This is a genomic window from Glycocaulis abyssi (assembly GCF_041429775.1).
Taxonomy (GTDB): Bacteria; Pseudomonadota; Alphaproteobacteria; order Caulobacterales; family Maricaulaceae; genus Glycocaulis; species Glycocaulis abyssi.
In genome coordinates this window covers 130,012-148,093 of record NZ_CP163422.1, presented here as the reverse complement: position 1 = coordinate 148,093, position 18,082 = coordinate 130,012, and the positions used below count along the sequence as shown (strand labels likewise).

The 18,082-nt window shown below is 58.9% G+C and carries 17 protein-coding genes; 10 read left to right on the top strand and 7 right to left on the bottom strand.

The genetic code is table 11. The annotated features are described in order from the left end of the window. Positions 1–7: 7 nt before the first annotated feature. Positions 8–970 (top strand): glutathione S-transferase family protein, encoded by a 963-nt coding sequence (locus tag AB6B38_RS14705; RefSeq protein ID WP_371395172.1) that lies wholly within the window; start codon positions 8–10, stop codon positions 968–970. Positions 971–1,224: 254 nt separating this feature from the next. On the opposite strand, the gene AB6B38_RS14700 is transcribed toward AB6B38_RS14705, so the two are convergent. After that, entirely contained in the window at positions 1,225–2,061 is an 837-nt protein-coding gene (locus AB6B38_RS14700; protein ID WP_371395263.1) for a plasmid partitioning protein RepB C-terminal domain-containing protein, read from the bottom strand. A gap of 88 nt (positions 2,062–2,149) precedes the next feature. On the opposite strand from AB6B38_RS14700, the gene AB6B38_RS14695 reads away from it, so the two are divergent. From AB6B38_RS14695 to AB6B38_RS14670, 6 genes are all read left to right on the top strand, one after another. Then, positions 2,150–3,258, top strand: a protein-coding gene (locus AB6B38_RS14695) for an IS3 family transposase (RefSeq protein ID WP_371395171.1) whose coding sequence is annotated in 2 segments (ribosomal slippage) — positions 2,150–2,414 and positions 2,414–3,258 — 1,110 coding nt in all. Because the reading frame shifts where the segments join, the coding sequence is not laid out codon by codon here. Positions 3,259–3,280: 22 nt separating this feature from the next. Next, positions 3,281–4,054 (top strand): sigma factor-like helix-turn-helix DNA-binding protein, encoded by a 774-nt coding sequence (locus AB6B38_RS14690; RefSeq protein WP_371395169.1) that lies wholly within the window; start codon positions 3,281–3,283, stop codon positions 4,052–4,054. 43 nt (positions 4,055–4,097) lie between these two features. Continuing rightward, the gene (locus AB6B38_RS14685) at positions 4,098–4,454 is read left to right on the top strand and encodes a hypothetical protein (RefSeq protein WP_371395168.1); all 357 of its coding nucleotides are present in this window, start codon (positions 4,098–4,100) and stop codon (positions 4,452–4,454) included. 8 nt (positions 4,455–4,462) lie between these two features. Further along, positions 4,463–5,038: a zeta toxin family protein gene (locus AB6B38_RS14680; RefSeq protein WP_371395167.1), complete on the top strand. Its 576-nt coding sequence runs from the start codon at positions 4,463–4,465 to the stop codon at positions 5,036–5,038. A 148-nt stretch (positions 5,039–5,186) separates the two neighbouring features. Further along, positions 5,187–5,642 (top strand): antitoxin Xre/MbcA/ParS toxin-binding domain-containing protein, encoded by a 456-nt coding sequence (locus AB6B38_RS14675; RefSeq protein WP_371395166.1) that lies wholly within the window; start codon positions 5,187–5,189, stop codon positions 5,640–5,642. Further along, complete coding sequence (locus tag AB6B38_RS14670; protein WP_371395165.1) at positions 5,639–6,166, top strand: RES family NAD+ phosphorylase; 528 nt, start codon at positions 5,639–5,641, stop codon at positions 6,164–6,166. The genes AB6B38_RS14675 and AB6B38_RS14670 overlap by 4 nt, the downstream gene beginning before the upstream one ends. Here the strand turns inward: AB6B38_RS14670 and AB6B38_RS14665 are convergent. The 3 genes from AB6B38_RS14665 to AB6B38_RS14655 form a co-directional block, all read right to left on the bottom strand. After that, positions 6,092–7,269 (bottom strand): IS3 family transposase gene (locus tag AB6B38_RS14665; RefSeq protein ID WP_371392216.1). Its coding sequence is split into 2 segments (ribosomal slippage): positions 6,092–7,017 and positions 7,017–7,269, totalling 1,179 coding nucleotides; the frame shifts between segments, so codons are not numbered across the junction. The two genes, AB6B38_RS14670 and AB6B38_RS14665, sit on opposite strands and share 75 nt — an antisense overlap. A 402-nt stretch (positions 7,270–7,671) precedes the next feature. Next, positions 7,672–8,577, bottom strand: a complete 906-nt coding sequence (locus AB6B38_RS14660) for an antitoxin (protein ID WP_371395164.1) — start codon at positions 8,575–8,577, stop codon at positions 7,672–7,674. Next, on the bottom strand, positions 8,577–9,674 hold the full coding sequence (locus AB6B38_RS14655) for a type IV toxin-antitoxin system AbiEi family antitoxin (protein WP_371395163.1): 1,098 nt from the start codon (positions 9,672–9,674) through the stop codon (positions 8,577–8,579). Before AB6B38_RS14655 ends, AB6B38_RS14660 begins: the two co-directional genes overlap by 1 nt. A gap of 228 nt (positions 9,675–9,902) precedes the next feature. Here AB6B38_RS14655 and AB6B38_RS14650 point away from each other — a divergent pair, with 228 nt between their 5' ends. The 3 genes from AB6B38_RS14650 to AB6B38_RS14640 all read left to right on the top strand — a co-directional run bounded on the left by AB6B38_RS14650 (position 9,903) and on the right by AB6B38_RS14640 (position 15,910). Further along, positions 9,903–14,030, top strand: coding sequence for a HigA family addiction module antitoxin (locus tag AB6B38_RS14650; RefSeq protein WP_371395162.1), 4,128 nt, complete (start codon positions 9,903–9,905; stop codon positions 14,028–14,030). 249 nt (positions 14,031–14,279) lie between these two features. Beyond that, the gene (locus tag AB6B38_RS14645; protein WP_371395161.1) at positions 14,280–14,687 is read left to right on the top strand and encodes a hypothetical protein; all 408 of its coding nucleotides are present in this window, start codon (positions 14,280–14,282) and stop codon (positions 14,685–14,687) included. Positions 14,688–14,732: 45 nt separating this feature from the next. Then, a protein-coding gene (locus tag AB6B38_RS14640) for an IS3 family transposase (RefSeq protein WP_371392216.1) occupies positions 14,733–15,910 on the top strand; the annotation gives its coding sequence in 2 pieces (ribosomal slippage) (positions 14,733–14,985 and positions 14,985–15,910; 1,179 coding nt in all). 135 nt (positions 15,911–16,045) lie between these two features. On the opposite strand, the gene AB6B38_RS14635 is transcribed toward AB6B38_RS14640, so the two are convergent. The 3 genes from AB6B38_RS14635 to AB6B38_RS14625 are packed head-to-tail and all read right to left on the bottom strand — an operon-like array spanning position 16,046 to position 18,080. Beyond that, a complete protein-coding gene (locus AB6B38_RS14635) occupies positions 16,046–16,735 on the bottom strand; it encodes an RES family NAD+ phosphorylase (protein ID WP_371395160.1) in 690 nt (229 codons plus the stop codon). Further along, complete coding sequence (locus AB6B38_RS14630) at positions 16,735–17,145, bottom strand: antitoxin Xre-like helix-turn-helix domain-containing protein (protein WP_371395159.1); 411 nt, start codon at positions 17,143–17,145, stop codon at positions 16,735–16,737. The genes AB6B38_RS14635 and AB6B38_RS14630 overlap by 1 nt, the downstream gene beginning before the upstream one ends. Before the next feature lie 50 nt (positions 17,146–17,195). After that, positions 17,196–18,080 (bottom strand): hypothetical protein, encoded by an 885-nt coding sequence (locus AB6B38_RS14625; protein ID WP_371395158.1) that lies wholly within the window; start codon positions 18,078–18,080, stop codon positions 17,196–17,198. Between the last annotated feature and the right edge of the window lie 2 nt (positions 18,081–18,082).

Below are 18,082 nucleotides of genomic sequence, written 5' to 3'. Positions count from 1 at the left end.
GACGACCATGCTGATGAACGGGAAATGGGTGGCCGACTGGCAGCCCGTCCAGGCCAGGGACGAGAAGGGCGGCTTCGTCCGCCAGACCTCCAGTTTCCGCAACTGGATCACCCCTGACGGCAGCGCCGGGCCGACCGGCGAAGGCGGCTTCAAGGCCGAGCCTGGCCGCTACCATCTCTACGTCGCGCTGATCTGCCCATGGGCGTCGCGCACGCTGATCGGTCGCAAGCTGAAGCGGCTCGAGGACGCAATCTCGGTCTCCGTCGTCGAGCCCGAACTCTCCGACCAGGGCTGGCGCTTCGGCGATACTGGCGGGGCCGACCTCGACACGCTGAACGGCGCCAATTTCTTGCACGAAATCTACACCCGCGCCGACCCCGCCATTTCGGGCCGCGCGACGGTGCCCGTACTTTGGGACAAGCAGCGTGGTACCATCGTGAACAACGAATCCGCTGACATCCTGCGGATGCTGAACTCCGGGTTCGGCGACTTCGCGGACCCCACCTTCGACTTCTATCCGGCCGACCTCCGCGAGGAGATCGACGCGCTGAACGCCCGCATCTATCCTCGCCTCAACAACGGCGTCTACCGCGCGGGCTTCGCCACCACGCAAACCGCCTACGAGGAGGCGTTCCACGACGTCTTCGCCATGCTCGACGAGCTTGAGGGGCGACTCGGCGACGGCCGTGACTTCCTGCTGGGCGACCGCTTCACCGAGGCCGACATCCGGCTCTTCGTGACGCTGGTGCGCTTCGACGTGGCCTACCACGGCCTCTTCAAGTGCAACCTGCGCCGCATCGCCGACTATCCCGCCCTCAGTGCCTACCAGGCGCGCATCCTCGCCATTCCCGGCGTGCGCGACACCGTGAGCATCGACCACATCAAGCGCGGCTACTACTCGATCAAGGCGCTCAACCCGACCGGGATCGTTCCGGTAGGGCCAGCGTTGCCGACGGCGCTCGCAGCATGAAGCTCCTGCTGTTCGCTTCCAGGATTGAACCACTTTGGGTGGGCGTGCCGGAGTAGCCCAGCCTCCGACACGCCCAGACTGAACGCAGCCGCAGAGGCGGCCACGCGGCCGGCGAAAACTCGAACCGACCTGGTGGGCTCCGAACGGGTTCGCCGCCATTCCCACCGCCGCGCTCGATCCGGCCCACCGTCCGGCGTCTCCCGCGGTCCCCGCGCTTGTCGGGTCCGGGTCCCCATTATCTGCTATCGCCTCAATCAGTCGGGGGTGGCGGCTTCCACCGGTGTAATCTCTGTGATCGTCTGGAACTCGCCGAGGAACTCGGGATGGTTCTGCGCCAGATAGCGCACGACCCGGGCGTTCCCGAGCAGTCTGCCGACGTAGCCCTTGATGACCGTCAGATGCAGATGGTCCTGGCCGTAGGTGTCCTGGATCGAGGCGATGCCCTCCTGTAAGCGGGCGAGTTCCTGCTCCATCCGCGCCATCGCCTCGGGCGTGATCCCCTTGACCTTCTTTTGCTTGGACGAGTCCACCAACTGCGCCTGCGGCGTTCCCGCGAGGATCGCGTTCACATAGGCAACGGAGTAGTTGTTTGCGTTCACCAGCAGCTCGGCCGCCTCGATCTGGCGCATGGTCTTCATCTTGCGCAGTGTCTCGAACACCGCATTGGTGCAGGGCTTTTCCTTCAGGATCGCGACCGCTTCCTCGCAGATGCCATCGAGCAGGTGGGCCTTGCGCCGGATGCTGCTCATGTTGAGGTCGAGCGCGAGTGCGATCTTCTCCTCCGGCACGCCGCGTTCGATCGCCTTGCGGATCATCCTGTGCTCCTGGATCGGTGCGAGGCGGCTGACCTGCCGGTTGTAGGTGAACGCCTCGTTGTCGGTGGAGACGAGGCATTCTACCTCCTGGGCGTCGGCGTCCTTCAGGGCTTCGATCCGCAGGTGGCCGTCGAGCAGCAACCAGGTCGCGGACTTGTCGGGGTTCCGAACGACGACTGGCGGCTCGACGATTCCGATCTGAGCGATGGAGGCCACGATCTGCCGATACTTTCGGCTCCACTTCGCGTTCTTGCCGAGGGTCCGCAACGGCAGGATCGCGTGACCTGCTTCCCGTTTTCCCGGCCACGGAAAAGTGGAAAATTCCCGTTTAACGGCTTGGGCTGCTGGTACGGGGAGAAGGCCGATGAAGAGGTCGAAATTCACTGAAGCGCAGATCGCGTTCATTCTGCGTCAGGCCGAGGAAGGCACGCGGGTGGAAGAGGTCTGCCGCAAGGCGGGGATCAGCCAGGCCACCTTCTACAACTGGAAAAAGAAGTATGGCGGCCTGATGCCGTCGGAGATGAAGCGGCTCAAGCAGCTCGAGGAAGAAAACGGTCGGCTGAAGCGGATCGTGGCCGATCTTTCGCTGGACAAGGAAATGCTTCAGGACGTTATCCGTCGAAAGCTCTGAGGCCCGCGCGCCGGCGAGAGCTGGTGGATCATCTGCGCGCGGCCTGGCGGGTGAGCGTCCGACGCGCCTGCCAGGTTCTCAGGGCCGATCGTTCGACCTACCAGTATAAGTCCCAGCGCGGGTCCCAGGACGAACTCCGCCAGCGGATCAGGGAGATCGCTGAGACGCGGGTTCGGTATGGCTACCGGCGTATCCATGTCCTGCTTCAGCGGGAGGGCTGGTCGGTGAACGCCAAGCGGGTCTATCGGCTTTATCGCGAGATGGGTCTACAGCTGAGGAACAAGACGCCGAAGCGCAAGGTGAAGGCAAAGCTCCGGGAAGGCCGCTCAGACCCGGTGATGGCCAACGAAGTCTGGGCGATGGACTTCGTTCATGACCAGCTCTACGACGGCCGCCGCATGCGGATCCTGACCGTGATCGACGCGTTCACCCGCTATGTGCCTGCCATCGAGCCACGCGAACGGTTCACCGGCGCAGACGTCGTCGACGTTCTCGAGCGTATCTGCGCCCGGCACGGTCACCCCAGGTCCATCCGGGTGGATCAGGGGCCCGAGTTCATCTCGCGTGACCTGGATCTATGGGCTTATGCCAACGGGGTCGAGCTCGACTTCTCCCGGCCAGGCAAGCCGACGGACAATGCGTTCATCGAGAGCCTGAATGGCAAGTTCCGGGCGGAATGTCTGAATGCGCACTGGTTCATGAACCTTGCCGACGCGCGCGGAAAATGCGAGCGATGGCGTAGAGACTACAACACCGAGCGTCCGCACAGCGCCATCGGCTACCGAACGCCTGCGGAGGCACGAAAAGCGTCAGGGCTCACGCAGCCCGCCCTGGCGCCATGACACGGGGATTTTCTACATCCCGGTGGCCCAAAAACGGGGTCAAGTTCAGACACGGGGATTTTCTACATCCCGGTGGCCCAAAAACGGGGTCAAGTTCAATTTTCCATGGACTCTACCATTCAATTGCGGGGATTCACGGGGCTGGGTCAGCATCTCAGATCCTGTTCTGGTCGAGAAACTCATCTCTCTGTTGTCTCCGCGCGAGGCGACGATCGTGCGTATGCGTTACGGTCTCTCTGACCATCACGTCCATACCGTTGCCGAAATCAGCGAGTCCATCGGCCTTTCAAAAGGCCGCATCTACCAGATCGAGGGCAAAGCCTTTCGCCGAATGATGTGGGTCTGCCGCAACGTGGACATTCACGATCCGGAAGCACTGGACGCCGAGTTCGAACGGCGACAAGCCAAAGCCGCAAAACACGCTGAACATGACGCTGAACATGAGACTCAGGTTCAGAATGCGAAAGAGCACGCAAGACGCCGCCGCCTAGAGCTTGAACAAGAACGAGCAGCGCGCCAGCGCGCGGAATCTGCGAAGAACGCCCGGCGCCGGAAGTTGCATCTTGCTGAGGCCGATCTCCTCAATCTCAGAAGCCTGGCCGCCGACCTGAATATCCGCATCGCCCGAATGGAACAGCATGGCTGGTTCACCAAAAAGCTGAGGGGCCGTCGCCTCCTCTACCAGCTATCCACCTTGCGCGAACAGAGAATGAGCCTTTCGCGCGCCATAAAGCATGCAGAGGAGCGTGTTTCAGGGATTTACGCGGACCCGCCCGCCGCAAAGCAGACTCCTTGAAACATTGGTGGCATCATGCCACCTTATGACATGGAGGTTACCCATGGCCCAATCTATCAAGCTTGCCGACAGAATCATGAATATCGTGCGCCGCGAATCCGAATTGCAGAGCCGCTCGATCGCCGGCCAGATAGCCCATTGGGTGCGCATCGGCCGAGCCATCGAAAAATCCGGCAATTACGATCATGCCCGGATCACGGCTGCGCTCGCCGGTGAAATCGAGACGACCGACCTCACCGACGAGGAAAAGGATGTCTGGCTCGACAGCTTCGTCGAGAAAATGAGCCAAGCCCAGGCTGATGAGAACGCGTTCTTTGCCCGGCGACGGCAGCTTGGCATCGGTATCGGCCTCGATGCGGCCGGCAACCTCGTGCGTGAGAAGGCCGCTTCCAAGGCATGAAGCCAACGATGATCGTCCTTGCCGGGCCCAACGGCGCCGGCAAGTCCACACTCTACGAGACCCGCGTTAAGCCGAGTTTCGCAGGGCCGTTCATCAACGCTGACATCATTCAGCGGGACGAGCTGCACGATTCATCGCCAGAGGCCTCTTACAAAGCCGCCGAGATCGCGGCTTCACGACGAGCAGACTATCTTGCCAAGAGGCGAGATTTCGTGACCGAGACCGTCTTTTCGCATTCCTCCAAACTCGAACTCCTCGACGAAGCACGCGCCAGCGGATTCACGGTCATCGTGATGCATGTCGGCGTCGATACCCCGGATCTGTCCGTTGCGCGTGTCGGCGCACGGGTAGAAGAGGGCGGACATAACGTACCGGAAGACAAAATCCGAGCCCGCTATACCCGCGGTGCGCCTTTCATCCGCGCTGCTGTCCTCAAAGCGGATCGCGGCATGGTTTTCGACAATTCGAAGCTCAACCAACCGCCAACCCATTGTCTGACATTCGAGAATGGAAAATTGGTGTTCGCGCTGCCGCGCCTTCCTGGCTGGGTCAGCTCGGTCTATGAAGCAGACCTTCAAGTCTGAGCGACCTCTACTATCAACTGCGACCAGGCCGCTCGATACGTCGAAATTGAAAGACGTGAGCGGCTGTCGCCTGACACGACCTTGATCAAACGCGAAAGAAGCCACATTTTAAGCCTAGTGACGCTTTCCAATATATCAGGTGGCCCCCATGGCTTTGGCCGACGAGATTACCCGTAAAACCGAGTTCGACCTAACAGTCGAATATCTGGGTGGTGAAGATGTCTTTGACGCCAGCAATCCAGTGGAGGCGCACCGTGCAATAGCGGAAGGCCTTCCGCTCGCTTCCTTCATTGCCATGCTGACACACGTTCCCAGCCGCGAAGATGTGGAATTCGTAACCGGCCTTAATAAACGAGCCTTTCAACGTTTGAAGAGCCACTCCAAGCGCCTTTCGCCTGATCAAAGCGGCAACCTTTGGAGCTTCGCTCGTATACTGGCCACCGCAACTGACGTTCTCGGGTCAAGAGAGGATGCTCTTCAATGGCTCAAGCGGCCGTCAATGGCACTGGACAATGAACGACCGATCGACCTCATCAGGACGCCGGCTGGCTCCCAGCTGCTGGAAGCACATCTGCGCCGACTGGAATACGGCGTCTACACATGATGGACCTACCCGGCTCCCTCGGACAGGGGGCCATCCATTTCTGGCGCCTTGACCATCAACAATACAGTGCCACGTGGAATTCAGGTGAAGGGAGCTATCGCTATGGCGGGCGCTGGAATTCACCGGGCGTCAGGGCGGTCTACTGCTCTCTCGACCCCTCCACGGCCGTCTTTGAAGTCGCTGCGCATAAAGGCTTAAATGCACTCAATTGCGTTCCTCACGTCCTGACACGCGCTACCGTTGCCAGATCGCATGTGATCAACGTTATCCGTCATCCCCAGATTCCAAACTCAAACTGGCTGATGCCTACGGCAGTCAGTGGTGGACAACAGCAATTTGGGGACAACCTCCTTCAACAGCATGGCGCAATTATCATTCCGAGCACCGTGTCTCGCCAGGCATGGAACCTGATATTTATTGTGACCCAGCCCCGTGATCCGGGCCGTGAGTTAGTAGAGTCTGTTCGCCTTTCTTTCTGGGTTGATGTGGTTGGTCAAGGCCCGGTGAGCGGCGCTTGCGCGTAGCTCAAGCGAACCGGGCCGGGGGTGACGTGTTCGCTCGGCGTAGACACAAGGTGCGAGCCCGCCGAGTGCGGTGTGCGGTCTCTCGGTGTTGTAGTCGATCCTCCATGCCTCGATCAGGTCGCGCGCTTCGCCGAGCGAGGAGAACAGGTGTTCGTTCAGGCACTCGTCCCTGAACCGGCCATTGAAGCTTTCCACGAACGCGTTCTGGGTGGGCTTTCCGGGTGCGATGTAATGCCACTCCACACCGCTGTCCTTCTGCCATCGCAGGATCGCGTGACTGGTCAGTTCGGTGCCATTGTCGCTGACGATCATGCGCGGCTTTCCTCGCCGCTCGATCAGACGATCAAGCTCACGGGCCACGCGCACGCCTGACAGCGAGGTATCGACCACGACGGCTAAGGCCTCTCGCGTGAAGTCGTCGACCACGCATAGCGTCCGGAAGCGCCGCCCGTCGATTAGAGCGTCGGAGACGAAGTCGAGGCTCCAGCGATGGTTCGCCGCCGCAGGCAACAGTATCGGGCGACGGGTTCCAACCGACCGCTTGCGGCCACGCCGCCGACGGACCGCCAGCCCTTCTTCCCGGTAGAGCCGGTAGACCTTCTTGTGGTTCGCATAAAGACCCTCCCGTTCCAGCAGGATGCCAAGCCGACGATAGCCGAACCGGCGGCGCTCGCCTGCCAGATCGCGCAAGCGAGCTCGCAAGGCGTCATCACCACCAGAACGCTTCTGATACTGGAACGTGGAGCGATCAAGTTCTGCAAGGGCACACGCCCGACGCTCGCTCAGCCCGTGCCTGGTCACCATGTGGTGCACGGCCTGGCGCTTGACGTCGGGCGTCAGAAGTTTTTTGAGGCGAGGTCCTTCAGGGCCGCATTGTCCAGCATCGCATCGGCCAGAAGCCGCTTCAGCCGGTTGTTCTCCAGCTCCAGCGACTTTAGGCGCTGGGCATCGGATACTGTCATGCCGCCGAACTTCGCCTTGTATTTGTAAAACGTCGCGTCGGAGATGCCGTACTTGCGGCAGACCTCCTTCGTGCTCACACCAGCATCGTGCTCCCTGAGCATGCCGATGATCTGCTCCTCCGAATAACGGCTCTTGCGCATGGTCCATCCTCTTTTCGATGGACTCTACCATTCAATGGCCGGAATTCACGGGGCTGGGTCAATTGCAGACGATGACCAAGCCTGGTTCAAAGACGTACAGCACGAATCCTTTGCACTCGATCCACGCTTGGATCCCCCAAAATGGCAGTCCTAACCGTTCCCTATCAGGAGGCCACACATGAATTATTGGGGTGAGGGCAATCACCAGCAGCCGCCACCGACCGGCAAGGAAATGCCCCCATGGCTGCCTGGAGCCTTGTTCTATGGTGCGGTCGCAATTGCGATCATCGTGGCGCTCGCTTTCAGATGGTTTTGGTAGATCGTCGGCCATGCGCTAAAGGTATACGTGCTCTCGGTTTTCATTCAGCGAAAGTACACCAAGTCCGATCTTTTGGCCGTTAGTCATTCGCTAGGATAACTGTCGATCTCCTGCAGGAGTCGCATCACAATATGGCTAGCGTCGCGCTGGCGCAGCATCCGCGCTTCCCTCGCATCAGCATCATCGCCCCGCTCGAACTTTGCGACCGCGACAGGGCCGTCCTTCAGATAACCCTCGGAGTTGCCGTCATCGGCGAAGCGTTTGCCGAGGATGTTGAGCGCCGTGTCCACGGCTTCGCCGTGCTTGCCGTCCACCGCAGCCGCAAAGGCCTTCGCGGCGGCTTCCGGCCCACCCTCATAATGTTCGAGGCAGTAAACCAGATCGTGCGCGTCCTTGCGCTCATGCCGCTGGTCGAGCGCGAGGGCCTTCAGACAAACGAAGCTGACGATGTCTGCGTGCCGTATGGTTTCTGTCGCGTTGCCGTTGTCCCCCAGCAGCTCCGCGCTGATCTCCTTGGTCTCGTGATGATCGAAGACCATGGAGGAATGGGGAATGTTGAGCGCCGAGATGTTTCCTTCGGTCGGCAGTGGCTGAACCTTGCCGCCACCCAGCTCCGGATCATCGGCCAGCAGTTCCAGAATAATCGTCGCCCCGCTTTCGGTTTTGGCTTGCCAGCGCCAGGAGACCTTTTCGCCTTTCAAATTCTCGCCACGCTCGAAACCGAGCTTTTTGAAGTTCTCCTCAAGCGAGTGATAGGCCTCGGTGTCGGCCAGCATTTGCAGCTCAACGACGATGTCGACATCGCCCGTTCCCGCGTGGGCAGGAACCTCCGGCGGCCTTGCCTTGATGAGATAGCGCGGTGTGAGACCGCCCACGAGGTAAACCGAATTTTTCCACGGGCCGAGGCCGCGCAGCAGCGTCACGAGAACCCGTTCGCAGTTCTCCGTGACCTCTTGTTTATAGCCGCTGGCCTGAGCGGGTTTGTTCATCAGAAGCCAATCCTTTCCTGCCGCAGGTGTTCGGCCATTTCCTGTCCGCGCCCGCCGCTGCGCAGCAGGTCGAGATAGACCTGCACGGGGCTTGCGAGCCAAAGATTTCCGACCCGTTCCCGGAACAGAAACTCTCCGCGCGAACGGGTCTCTATGACATCGAGATTCGCGCCTTCATTCACCGGCCTTGCTTCCAGGTCCGCATAAAGGTCGTTGGCCCGGCGGCCGGAGAGCAAACGGCAGGTCACGCGCGATACAGAGGTAAGGTACGGTGCATAGGCCTGTGCCGCGCTTTGCTCGGTCAGGACGTACTCAAGATCGAGGTGTTCGCAGGCATCGGCAAGCCGGCGGGCTATCGCCTCCGGATCGTGCGAGGGCACGTAGAACCTACGGTAGCTTTGGCGCCGCGCCGCGAGCGTCTGTTTCTGCCACTCGTCCAGCAGTACGCCGGGATCGGTGAGCCTGCGTTCCTTGGAAGGGCCTTGCCCTTTCACGGTCAGCCACTCAAAGCGCTCAAGCGCCGTGAGCGTCTCGGAAACCGTCGCGGGCGACACTTCGGCCAGCGCCGATAGCTCCTTCACGCCGAACCAGTCGTTGTGTCGCATCAGCAGCGCGTGAAGAACCTGCGAGCGCTTCCCCCTGAACAGGCCGCGTACCGTTTTCTGAAGGGTCTTCGGAGGTGGCTTTTCGATATAGACATAAGCGCCGCGCGCAGGGATGAAGAGGCTTCCGCCCGTGTCAAAGAATCCGCAATTCTCGCTCTTGAGGAGGTCTTTGGCGCCGGGCGAGATCGATTCAGCAGCGAGCAGCGGAACCAGTTGTTTCTTGCGCTCGGTGTTACCCGCCGCCATATAGCGATCAAGCTGCCAAAGCACCTGCTGGGCATCCCGTGGATATACCGACCTTTTGATTTCGATGAGCAGGACGTATGTCTTGCCCCCTGTGCTGACTTCGATTTCGGCGTCTATCTGCCGGTCGCCCAAGGGCGCCGGCTGCATAACAGGAACGCTTACCTGCGCGTCCGGCAGCTTCCGAAGAGCCTCCAAAAGCCGTTCGGTCGTTTCCCTTTCAAATCTGTAGCCCTCAAAACCTGCCATTTCTGCCGCTTTCGCTGCTCAGTGAATATGCTAAAAATAGCGAATATTCGCCCAAACGTCAATATTTGCTGTTCGGCGAAGATGGCGAATTGGCCGATCGACGCGCCTTGGGAGACCGCCCCTTGGTTTGTCGAACACAGCCTGCAATCGGAACAAAAAGAGTAAAGTGTAGCGTGTTGCGCAACACATGCTCCTACGCTATGATGTCAGCAACATGGAGATGACGTTATGGCCAACTCACCCAAATATGCCCCACTCCACCCTGGCGAATTTGTTCGGCGGAGAGCCCTTGAGCCAAAAGGTCTCTCGGTCACAGAGGCGGCCAAACTCGTCGGCGTTGGCCGACCGGCGCTCTCAAATTTCTTGAATGGCAATGCCGACGTCACTCCAGAGATGGCATCACGGATTGAGCGCGCATTTGGGGTCCCCACGAGGGAGCTTCTCGAACAACAAGCCGCATTTGATGCGTATGAGGCCCAGCAGAAAGGCGCGCCTACGACGGCGCGCCGCTACGTTCCTCCGTTCTTGGCGATCAAGGCTACTGAGATCGAAGACTGGGCGACCAATAATCACTCCGCGCGTACCAGATTAGCGGTCTTCATTCGGACGCTTGTTAACTCGACCGGTATTGACCTCACGGAGAGCGACTTTCCGGGAAACGAAGACGGAGAAAGACCTGGATGGGACGGCTGGACGCAAGCTTCACAAGGGACACCTTGGGTTCCGGAGGGCAAGACCGGTTGGGAGTTTGGCGTAGATCTCGAAGTTAAGGGTAAGGCCGACCGTGACTTTTCAAAGAGCTTGACCGCCTCTACGGCTGCTGAGCGTGCCGAGACCACCTTTATTTTTGTCACCCCACGCAAATGGACTGGCAAAGACAAGTGGGCAGAAGATCAGAGATTGAAGAAGCTTTGGAAGGAAGTTCGCGCTTATGACCGAAGCGACCTCGAACAATGGCTGGAGCAATCAATACCTGGTCAAGTTTGGTTCGCGAACGAGACAGATCGCGCGAAGTCAGATGTTCGGGCACTGGATAGAGTCTGGGCAGATTGGGCTGAGGTATCAGATCCGCCGTTAACGCCGAGGCTATTCGATACAGCGATCGACGCGGGCGAAAGGGCGATCTTCAAGTACCTCAAAGAGCCGCCGAAGCGCCCATTTGTTTTGGTAGCCGACTCCGTTGATGAAGCGTTTGCGTTCTTGTCGGCACTTATCTCTCCCCACCATGAGGCTCTTGGTCGCTACAGAGACCAGATCATCGTTCTCGACAAGCCGGGCGCCTTCAAGAAGATAGCTTCGTCCATAGCTGAGATAATAGCCGTCGCAAGTGATCACGACGTTCAACTCGAACTCGCACCTCATGTCACATCGATCCATACGATCATGGTCTACTCGCGTAATGCGGCGTCAAAGGATCCGGACGTCGTACTGGAGCCTCTCGGGAGCATCCCGTTCGAGCGCGCGCTATCAGAAATGGGAAAGGCACGCGACGAGATTCAAATGTTAGAGGCTGAAAGCGGCCGGTCGCTTACTGTCCTCAGACGGCGGCTTTCGATGGTAGAGGCTGTACGAAAGCCCCGCTGGTCTGAAGATGCGGCGTTGGCAAAGGCGCTTGTCCCTTTGGCGCTCGTCGGCGCATGGGACTCCAAGACCTCATGGGATTGTGAGGCGATGTGCTTCATCGCGGATGAGGGTTCATATGAGCGCCTCGAGCGCGATTGTCATGCTCTAAGCGCTCAGGACGACGCACCTATTTGGATGGTCGGGAGCTACCGCGGGCTGGTCTCCAAGATTGACGCCATCTTTGCAGTAAGAAATTGGATCACGGCAAAGGACCTCGAGCGGTTCTTCGACATGGCGCGGTTGATCCTGGGTGAAGATGACCCGGCGCTCGACCTTCCCGAGGAAGACCGCTGGCTGGCATCAATGCGCGGAAAATCTAGAGATTTTTCGGGGGCCCTTAGGAGCGGTGTAGCAGAAAGTCTCGTGCTGCTCTCAGTACATGGTGAGAAGCTCTTCGGGGGGCGGCTGGGTATCGATTCTGGGCTGCAGGCCGTGCTCGTCGTGCGGGAACTGCTCACGAGCGACGGCAAGACCCTAGACCCAAGAAGCCTTGAAGCGAACGAGCGTGACCTGCCCATCTATGCAGAAGCAGCGCCGGACGAATTTCTCGACATCTTGGAAAGAGATCTGCGGTCCCAGGCTTCAGCCGCCCTCGGATTGATGCGGCCTGCAGATGCCGGAATTTTCGGAGGCGGCTGTGCACGGACAGGGTTGCTTTGGGCGCTTGAAGGACTTGCTTGGAGCGTGGAGACGTTCCCTAGAGCCGTGTTCATTCTCGCTCGCTTGGCTGAAGTCGAGATCAACGACAACTGGGCGAACAAGCCCATAAATTCACTTCAATCAATATTCCGGTCGTGGATGCCGCAGACATCTGCGACGGTGGAGCAGCGAATAGAGATGATAAGAGCCTTAGCCACTAGGCATCCAACGATCGCTTGGCAGATTAGCGTTGCCCAGTTCGAGAACTATTCACAGACAGGTAGCTATTCGCATAAGCCCACTTGGCGCCCGGATGGATTTGGACACGGTGAGCCGGAGAAGTCGTGGGAGCCAGTTCAGAAGTTTGTTCGGGCGATGGTCGATTTGGCACTGTCTTGGCCCTCGCATGACGGCGATACGCTTTCTGACCTCGTTGAGCGTATTGATGGTTTGATGAGCGAAGACCAAGAGCGTGTATGGGAGAACATCCACGCTTGGGCTGAAGCAGGTGCAGGGGAAGAGGAAAAGGCATGGTTGCGGGAACGCATACGTGTGAGCGTGATGTCATGGAGAGCGGCACGGAAGAACAAGCGGACTGATCACGAAAAAATACGGAGGGCGGCGCAGAAAGCGTACGAGGCTTTGGAACCAGAAGATCTGTTCGCGAAACATGGGTGGTTGTTCCGGACATCTTGGGTCGATGAGTCCGCCGAGGAAATTTACGATGAGAAACTGGACATTCGCGAGCGCGATGAGCGCATCTCAAGACTGCGCACAAATGCTCTGAACGAAATCCTGCAGGAACGCGGGACCGAGGGCATCATAGAATTCGCCTGCATGGGTGACGCAGCATGGGAAATTGGCTGGCTGGTCTCAAAACGGATCCTCCAAGGAGACGAACTGGCTGACTTTCTCATAAAGCTGATCTCTGATGAGCACGGTGAGCTGCCGACGGCCAAACGAAACTTGGTTAGTGCAGTGCTACATTCGATGGAAGATGTAACAAAGCGTACATCGCTGATCAAAAGAGTCTTGAAGAAGGCGGGAGAGCGGCATCGAGTTGCGCTGCTGAAGCAGGCCCCATTTGATCGGGCAACTTGGCAATTCTTGGATGAATGGGCTCCTGCCGAACGCGACAAGTACTGGTTAAGTGTCATACCGAGCGGGCGCACAAACGGCGCTGAATTGCAAGATGGCGTTAAGCATTTAATGGATGCGGGCCGCCCCCGCGCTGCTTTCTCTTACTCAAGATTTCAACGCGATGAGCTGAACGTTAAGGTCTTGTTTGAGCTTCTTTCGGCTATGGCGCGCGAAGGGGGTAATGATCGCCCTGGCGAGTACCAGCTCTCACAGTACGACATCGCGAGCGTGTTCGAGATAATTCAGGAGTCGCGCGATTACACGGTTGATCAGAAGGCGCAGCTCGAATTTGCTTACTTAGAGATACTCTCTGACAGGGACGGATCACGAGGTCGCGGAATTCCGAATCTGGAAAAATATATTGAGGCCCATCCGGAATTCTTTGTCCAGGCGGTAGCTTGGGCTTTTCGCCGCGATGACGGGGGAGAAGACGAAGAGCCCTGGCGCATCGAGCCTGGCCGGGAGCAATTCTTCGCTGAGCGAGGCTATAAGCTGATCGATAGGCTCAAGCAACTCCCTTGCCATGATGACGAAGGTAATCTTAGCTCCCAGAAGCTCATCAAGTGGGTCGAAACGGCGAGAAAGATCGGCGAAGAGATCAGTCGTTTGGAAATGACCGACCATTCCATTGGGCAGCTGCTCTCTGCGTCACCGGACGGCGAGGACGGTGTATGGCCCTGCGAAGCGGTAAGAGACGTTATCGAGCTCGTACAGTCCGAGGCCATGTGTAGTGGCTTCACAACCGGCAAATATAATCGCCGTGGTGTGACCTGGCGTGGGGAGGGTGGCCAACCAGAGCGGGAGTTGGCGGCGCGATATAAGGGCTGGGCCAATGCCATCCGTTACACTCATCCCTTTACCGCGACCCAAGTCCTGGACCATATGTCTGAGTCGTATACCCGTGACGCGAACTGGCATGATTCTGAGGCGGATATCCGTAACCGTCTTCGATAGGCGCGCGGCTGAGGACTGGGTCGCTAGCGGAAGACCTCAGTCTCAGACGATCCAGTTTTTCGGGGGTAGAGCACCAGCGGAAGACCCCAGTTTTAGACGATCCAGTATTTCGGGGGCAGAGCAGATCAACCGGGGACCTGCGTAACGACCGGATGAAAGCTGGGATCGCGTTGGGCAGTTTGCCTTGCCAACTGCAGTATCGGTGTGTTCCCTAGAAACTCTAAGTTTCAAGGGGGAAGGCGGTGACACATGTTCGAGACAGAGAGTGAAGCAGGCAATTTCGCAAAAGCATTTGTTGAGCAGTATATAGCAGTTGGTTTTGGCGTGCTAACAAAGCGCGAAATTGATCTCCTCGTGCTGAAACTACTTCACAAACACGCGGAAGATTTCAACCATCTCACTGATTTCGATGTCGCTCGAAAATTGCGGACGACCAAAAGAAAAATCCGCAGCCTGCGCGATGAGCTATCATTTCGAGAAGCCGGCGAGGACGTCGAACTTAGCAAGCAGCTGCGCAAAGTATTGAAGCATGCGGAAGTCCTTAAATCCGATAACAGCATGGTAATGGTCCAGATCGATGATGCCGTTCTTAGAGGGTATGCTGAGAGAGTATTGAGATCGCAGTTTGCCATTGTTGATACTGACCCAGCCCCGTGAATTCCGGCCATTGAATGGTAGAGTCCATCGAAAAGAGGATGGACCATGCGCAAGAGCCGTTATTCGGAGGAGCAGATCATCGGCATGCTCAGGGAGCACGATGCTGGTGTGAGCACGAAGGAGGTCTGCCGCAAGTACGGCATCTCCGACGCGACGTTTTACAAATACAAGGCGAAGTTCGGCGGCATGACAGTATCCGATGCCCAGCGCCTAAAGTCGCTGGAGCTGGAGAACAACCGGCTGAAGCGGCTTCTGGCCGATGCGATGCTGGACAATGCGGCCCTGAAGGACCTCGCCTCAAAAAACTTCTGACGCCCGACGTCAAGCGCCAGGCCGTGCACCACATGGTGACCAGGCACGGGCTGAGCGAGCGTCGGGCGTGTGCCCTTGCAGAACTTGATCGCTCCACGTTCCAGTATCAGAAGCGTTCTGGTGGTGATGACGCCTTGCGAGCTCGCTTGCGCGATCTGGCAGGCGAGCGCCGCCGGTTCGGCTATCGTCGGCTTGGCATCCTGCTGGAACGGGAGGGTCTTTATGCGAACCACAAGAAGGTCTACCGGCTCTACCGGGAAGAAGGGCTGGCGGTCCGTCGGCGGCGTGGCCGCAAGCGGTCGGTTGGAACCCGTCGCCCGATACTGTTGCCTGCGGCGGCGAACCATCGCTGGAGCCTCGACTTCGTCTCCGACGCTCTAATCGACGGGCGGCGCTTCCGGACGCTATGCGTGGTCGACGACTTCACGCGAGAGGCCTTAGCCGTCGTGGTCGATACCTCGCTGTCAGGCGTGCGCGTGGCCCGTGAGCTTGATCGTCTGATCGAGCGGCGAGGAAAGCCGCGCATGATCGTCAGCGACAATGGCACCGAACTGACCAGTCACGCGATCCTGCGATGGCAGAAGGACAGCGGTGTGGAGTGGCATTACATCGCACCCGGAAAGCCCACCCAGAACGCGTTCGTGGAAAGCTTCAATGGCCGGTTCAGGGACGAGTGCCTGAACGAACACCTGTTCTCCTCGCTCGGCGAAGCGCGCGACCTGATCGAGGCATGGAGGATCGACTACAACACCGAGAGACCGCACACCGCACTCGGCGGGCTCGCACCTTGTGTCTACGCCGAGCGAACACGTCACCCCCGGCCCGGTTCGCTTGAGCTACGCGCAAGCGCCGCTCACCGGGCCTTGACCAACCACATCAACCCAGAAAGAAAGGCGAACAGACTCTACTAACTCACGGCCCGGATCACGGGGCTGGGTCACCTCGCCCCAATAATTCATCGTCAAAAACCGCCTATATGATTCAACCAAGGAGGCCATCCTAGTGGCCGTAAGGGACTTCGAGCAATCATCCCGGCCTGGAATGGCTCATAGGGCGAAAATCTGCTTGGTTCTGCAATTGCGCACCTTGTCGACGCGCGTGCCGTCCCAGTGATAATCGTAATGATCGGCTTGTACGGGAACGGTCATCAGATCAGGCCAGAAGATGGCTGCACACTCGCTGCTAGGGCACCTTACGCTGTTGTAGAGGATTCCGTTGGAGCCGTTGGCGCGAAGAGTCTGCGCGAGTGCCTGTGACGGCAGATAATCGTCCGGATCATGGAATTGGGGATGCGGGCGGGCGTCATGCAAATCGACATTGAGGGGGGTTGTCAGGGCGCGAAACTGTGATGTCCAGCCGGGCTCTTCCGCGCTGCTGGCCATAGTCAAAGCGTGATGGTGAGCGACTTCCCGGATAGCCGCTTCCTCGCTGCTGGCCGCGCTGTAGACACCATAGGTGCCGTCCGTAAAGCGTCCCGGCCGGTCCGTGCTGACATGGACGAAGGGTGCCATGAGGTAGCTGGCTCCGTTCCCCCCTACCCTGCGGTTGGGCGGAACCAGCTGCAGCCGGCCGATATGCTCCCAGATGCGAGGATTGGTCTTGGATTCTGCTGAAGCTAGCGCCTCCCAGTCTGCCGGGTCGGCAATATCTTCGAAGAGGTCAATCGGAGGGTAGATCGAGCGGATGATGCGGTATGAGTGCTGCCAATGCACCGGCACTTCGGCGAGCGTCACCATCACCAGCCGCTGCGCTCGGCATCCAGATACTCGCGTACGCGCGCGAGTGAGAAGATATCGCCTTGCGCCATGATCTCGACAGGTGCGCGCCCTCCGAAGACCTGATTGGGCTTTCTCACCCAGGCATAGCCTCGTGCGGGGTCGGTAAAGAGGTATCGCAAGCCCTTGTGGATACCCATGAGCAATGAGAGCCGCGTAGCCAGATCGCGGTCGATACGGCCTGTGTCCCCCTGCTTCCAGCGGGAATAAGTACGAGGCGACATGCCGCCGAGAATTTCGCGGGCCTCAGCGTCGTTCAGCTCCCATTTTCTGAACAGATTGACGGCCGCGCGTGCGAGTGCGCCAGCTTCGTCTTCCGTGATGCGCCGGCGATCTGGTGCCGCCTCGGTGCGCCGTAGTTCTTCAAGCATCGAAATCTCCCTTTGGCGCAAACTAGCCCAAAGGTCGCCAAATGGCAAGATTAAACGATGTCGGGTCGATTGGCGGCTGCTGGTAATGAGGGGCGCTTGGACGTTGGATCTGGCGGCACCGGCTCGTCGGACCGCGCAGCGAACATGTCTTCAGGTTCCTCCCCTCGCGTGTGCAGTGGCAGGGGAATGGTTTCGGGAGCGGGACTCTCAGACTTTTCTGCTTTCGGTTTTGAAGCTGGCTTTTGAGAAGCCGCCTCGGGCTGGGAAGAGTCCCCTTGCTTGCTCTTTCGTGTCGATTTCGGCCGTGCAGGTTTTCTGGTCTCTGAAACATGGCTGTCGGCACTTGCGGGCATAGCCTGTGAAGATATCGGTTTGGTGGGCTGGGCAGTTCGTGAGGTGGCAGGCGTGATGGGCGCTTCGAGACCGAAGAGTGATAAAGCCTTGGCAACGGCATTCGGGTCCCGCGCGTGAACCTCGGCATAGGGCAGCTTGAGATGATCGAAGAGTGAGATGGCAACCTCGTTATTCTGCCCGGCGATCAGGAGCACTCCGAGGGGCGATATGGTGGGGATCTCCATAAGCACGAGGCCTACACGCGTCTGACGCAGGCGCAGATCTGTCGCTATGGCTTTGCCGGTGCCGCGATAGCGTGCTTCGACGCCAAGGAAATCGGCCAGGCGAGGCCCCCAGAGATAGGCGAGGTCGGGGCGTAATTCCATGAGCTGCGCGACGAGCGGGGCGGCGTTCTCTGTCCATATGTGAGCCGGCTCAATCTCCCGGTCGGGCAGAGGTGAGGGCTTTTGCGGGTCGGGAGCGGGTCTGGATGGCCGTGGGAAGCGCCATGCGGGCGGAAGTACGAGCCAGACACCAGCCAGTGCCAGCAGGAACAGCGCGGCAAGCGCGATGATGGTGATGGGTTCTGGAAAACCGGTCATAG

Bases quoted from the DNA above. Each gene is read 5' to 3' on its own strand.
- AB6B38_RS14705 (WP_371395172.1), top strand. From the start codon at position 8: ATGCTGATGAACGGGAAATGGGTGGCCGACTGGCAGCCCGTCCAGGCC.
- AB6B38_RS14685 (WP_371395168.1), top strand. From the start codon at position 4,098: ATGGCCCAATCTATCAAGCTTGCCGACAGAATCATGAATATCGTGCGC.
- AB6B38_RS14680 (WP_371395167.1), top strand. From the start codon at position 4,463: ATGATCGTCCTTGCCGGGCCCAACGGCGCCGGCAAGTCCACACTCTAC.
- AB6B38_RS14675 (WP_371395166.1), top strand. From the start codon at position 5,187: ATGGCTTTGGCCGACGAGATTACCCGTAAAACCGAGTTCGACCTAACA.
- AB6B38_RS14670 (WP_371395165.1), top strand. From the start codon at position 5,639: ATGATGGACCTACCCGGCTCCCTCGGACAGGGGGCCATCCATTTCTGG.
- AB6B38_RS14660 (WP_371395164.1), bottom strand. From the start codon at position 8,577: ATGAACAAACCCGCTCAGGCCAGCGGCTATAAACAAGAGGTCACGGAG.
- AB6B38_RS14655 (WP_371395163.1), bottom strand. From the start codon at position 9,674: ATGGCAGGTTTTGAGGGCTACAGATTTGAAAGGGAAACGACCGAACGG.
- AB6B38_RS14650 (WP_371395162.1), top strand. From the start codon at position 9,903: ATGGCCAACTCACCCAAATATGCCCCACTCCACCCTGGCGAATTTGTT.
- AB6B38_RS14645 (WP_371395161.1), top strand. From the start codon at position 14,280: ATGTTCGAGACAGAGAGTGAAGCAGGCAATTTCGCAAAAGCATTTGTT.
- AB6B38_RS14635 (WP_371395160.1), bottom strand. From the start codon at position 16,735: ATGGTGACGCTCGCCGAAGTGCCGGTGCATTGGCAGCACTCATACCGC.
- AB6B38_RS14630 (WP_371395159.1), bottom strand. From the start codon at position 17,145: ATGCTTGAAGAACTACGGCGCACCGAGGCGGCACCAGATCGCCGGCGC.
- AB6B38_RS14625 (WP_371395158.1), bottom strand. From the start codon at position 18,080: ATGACCGGTTTTCCAGAACCCATCACCATCATCGCGCTTGCCGCGCTG.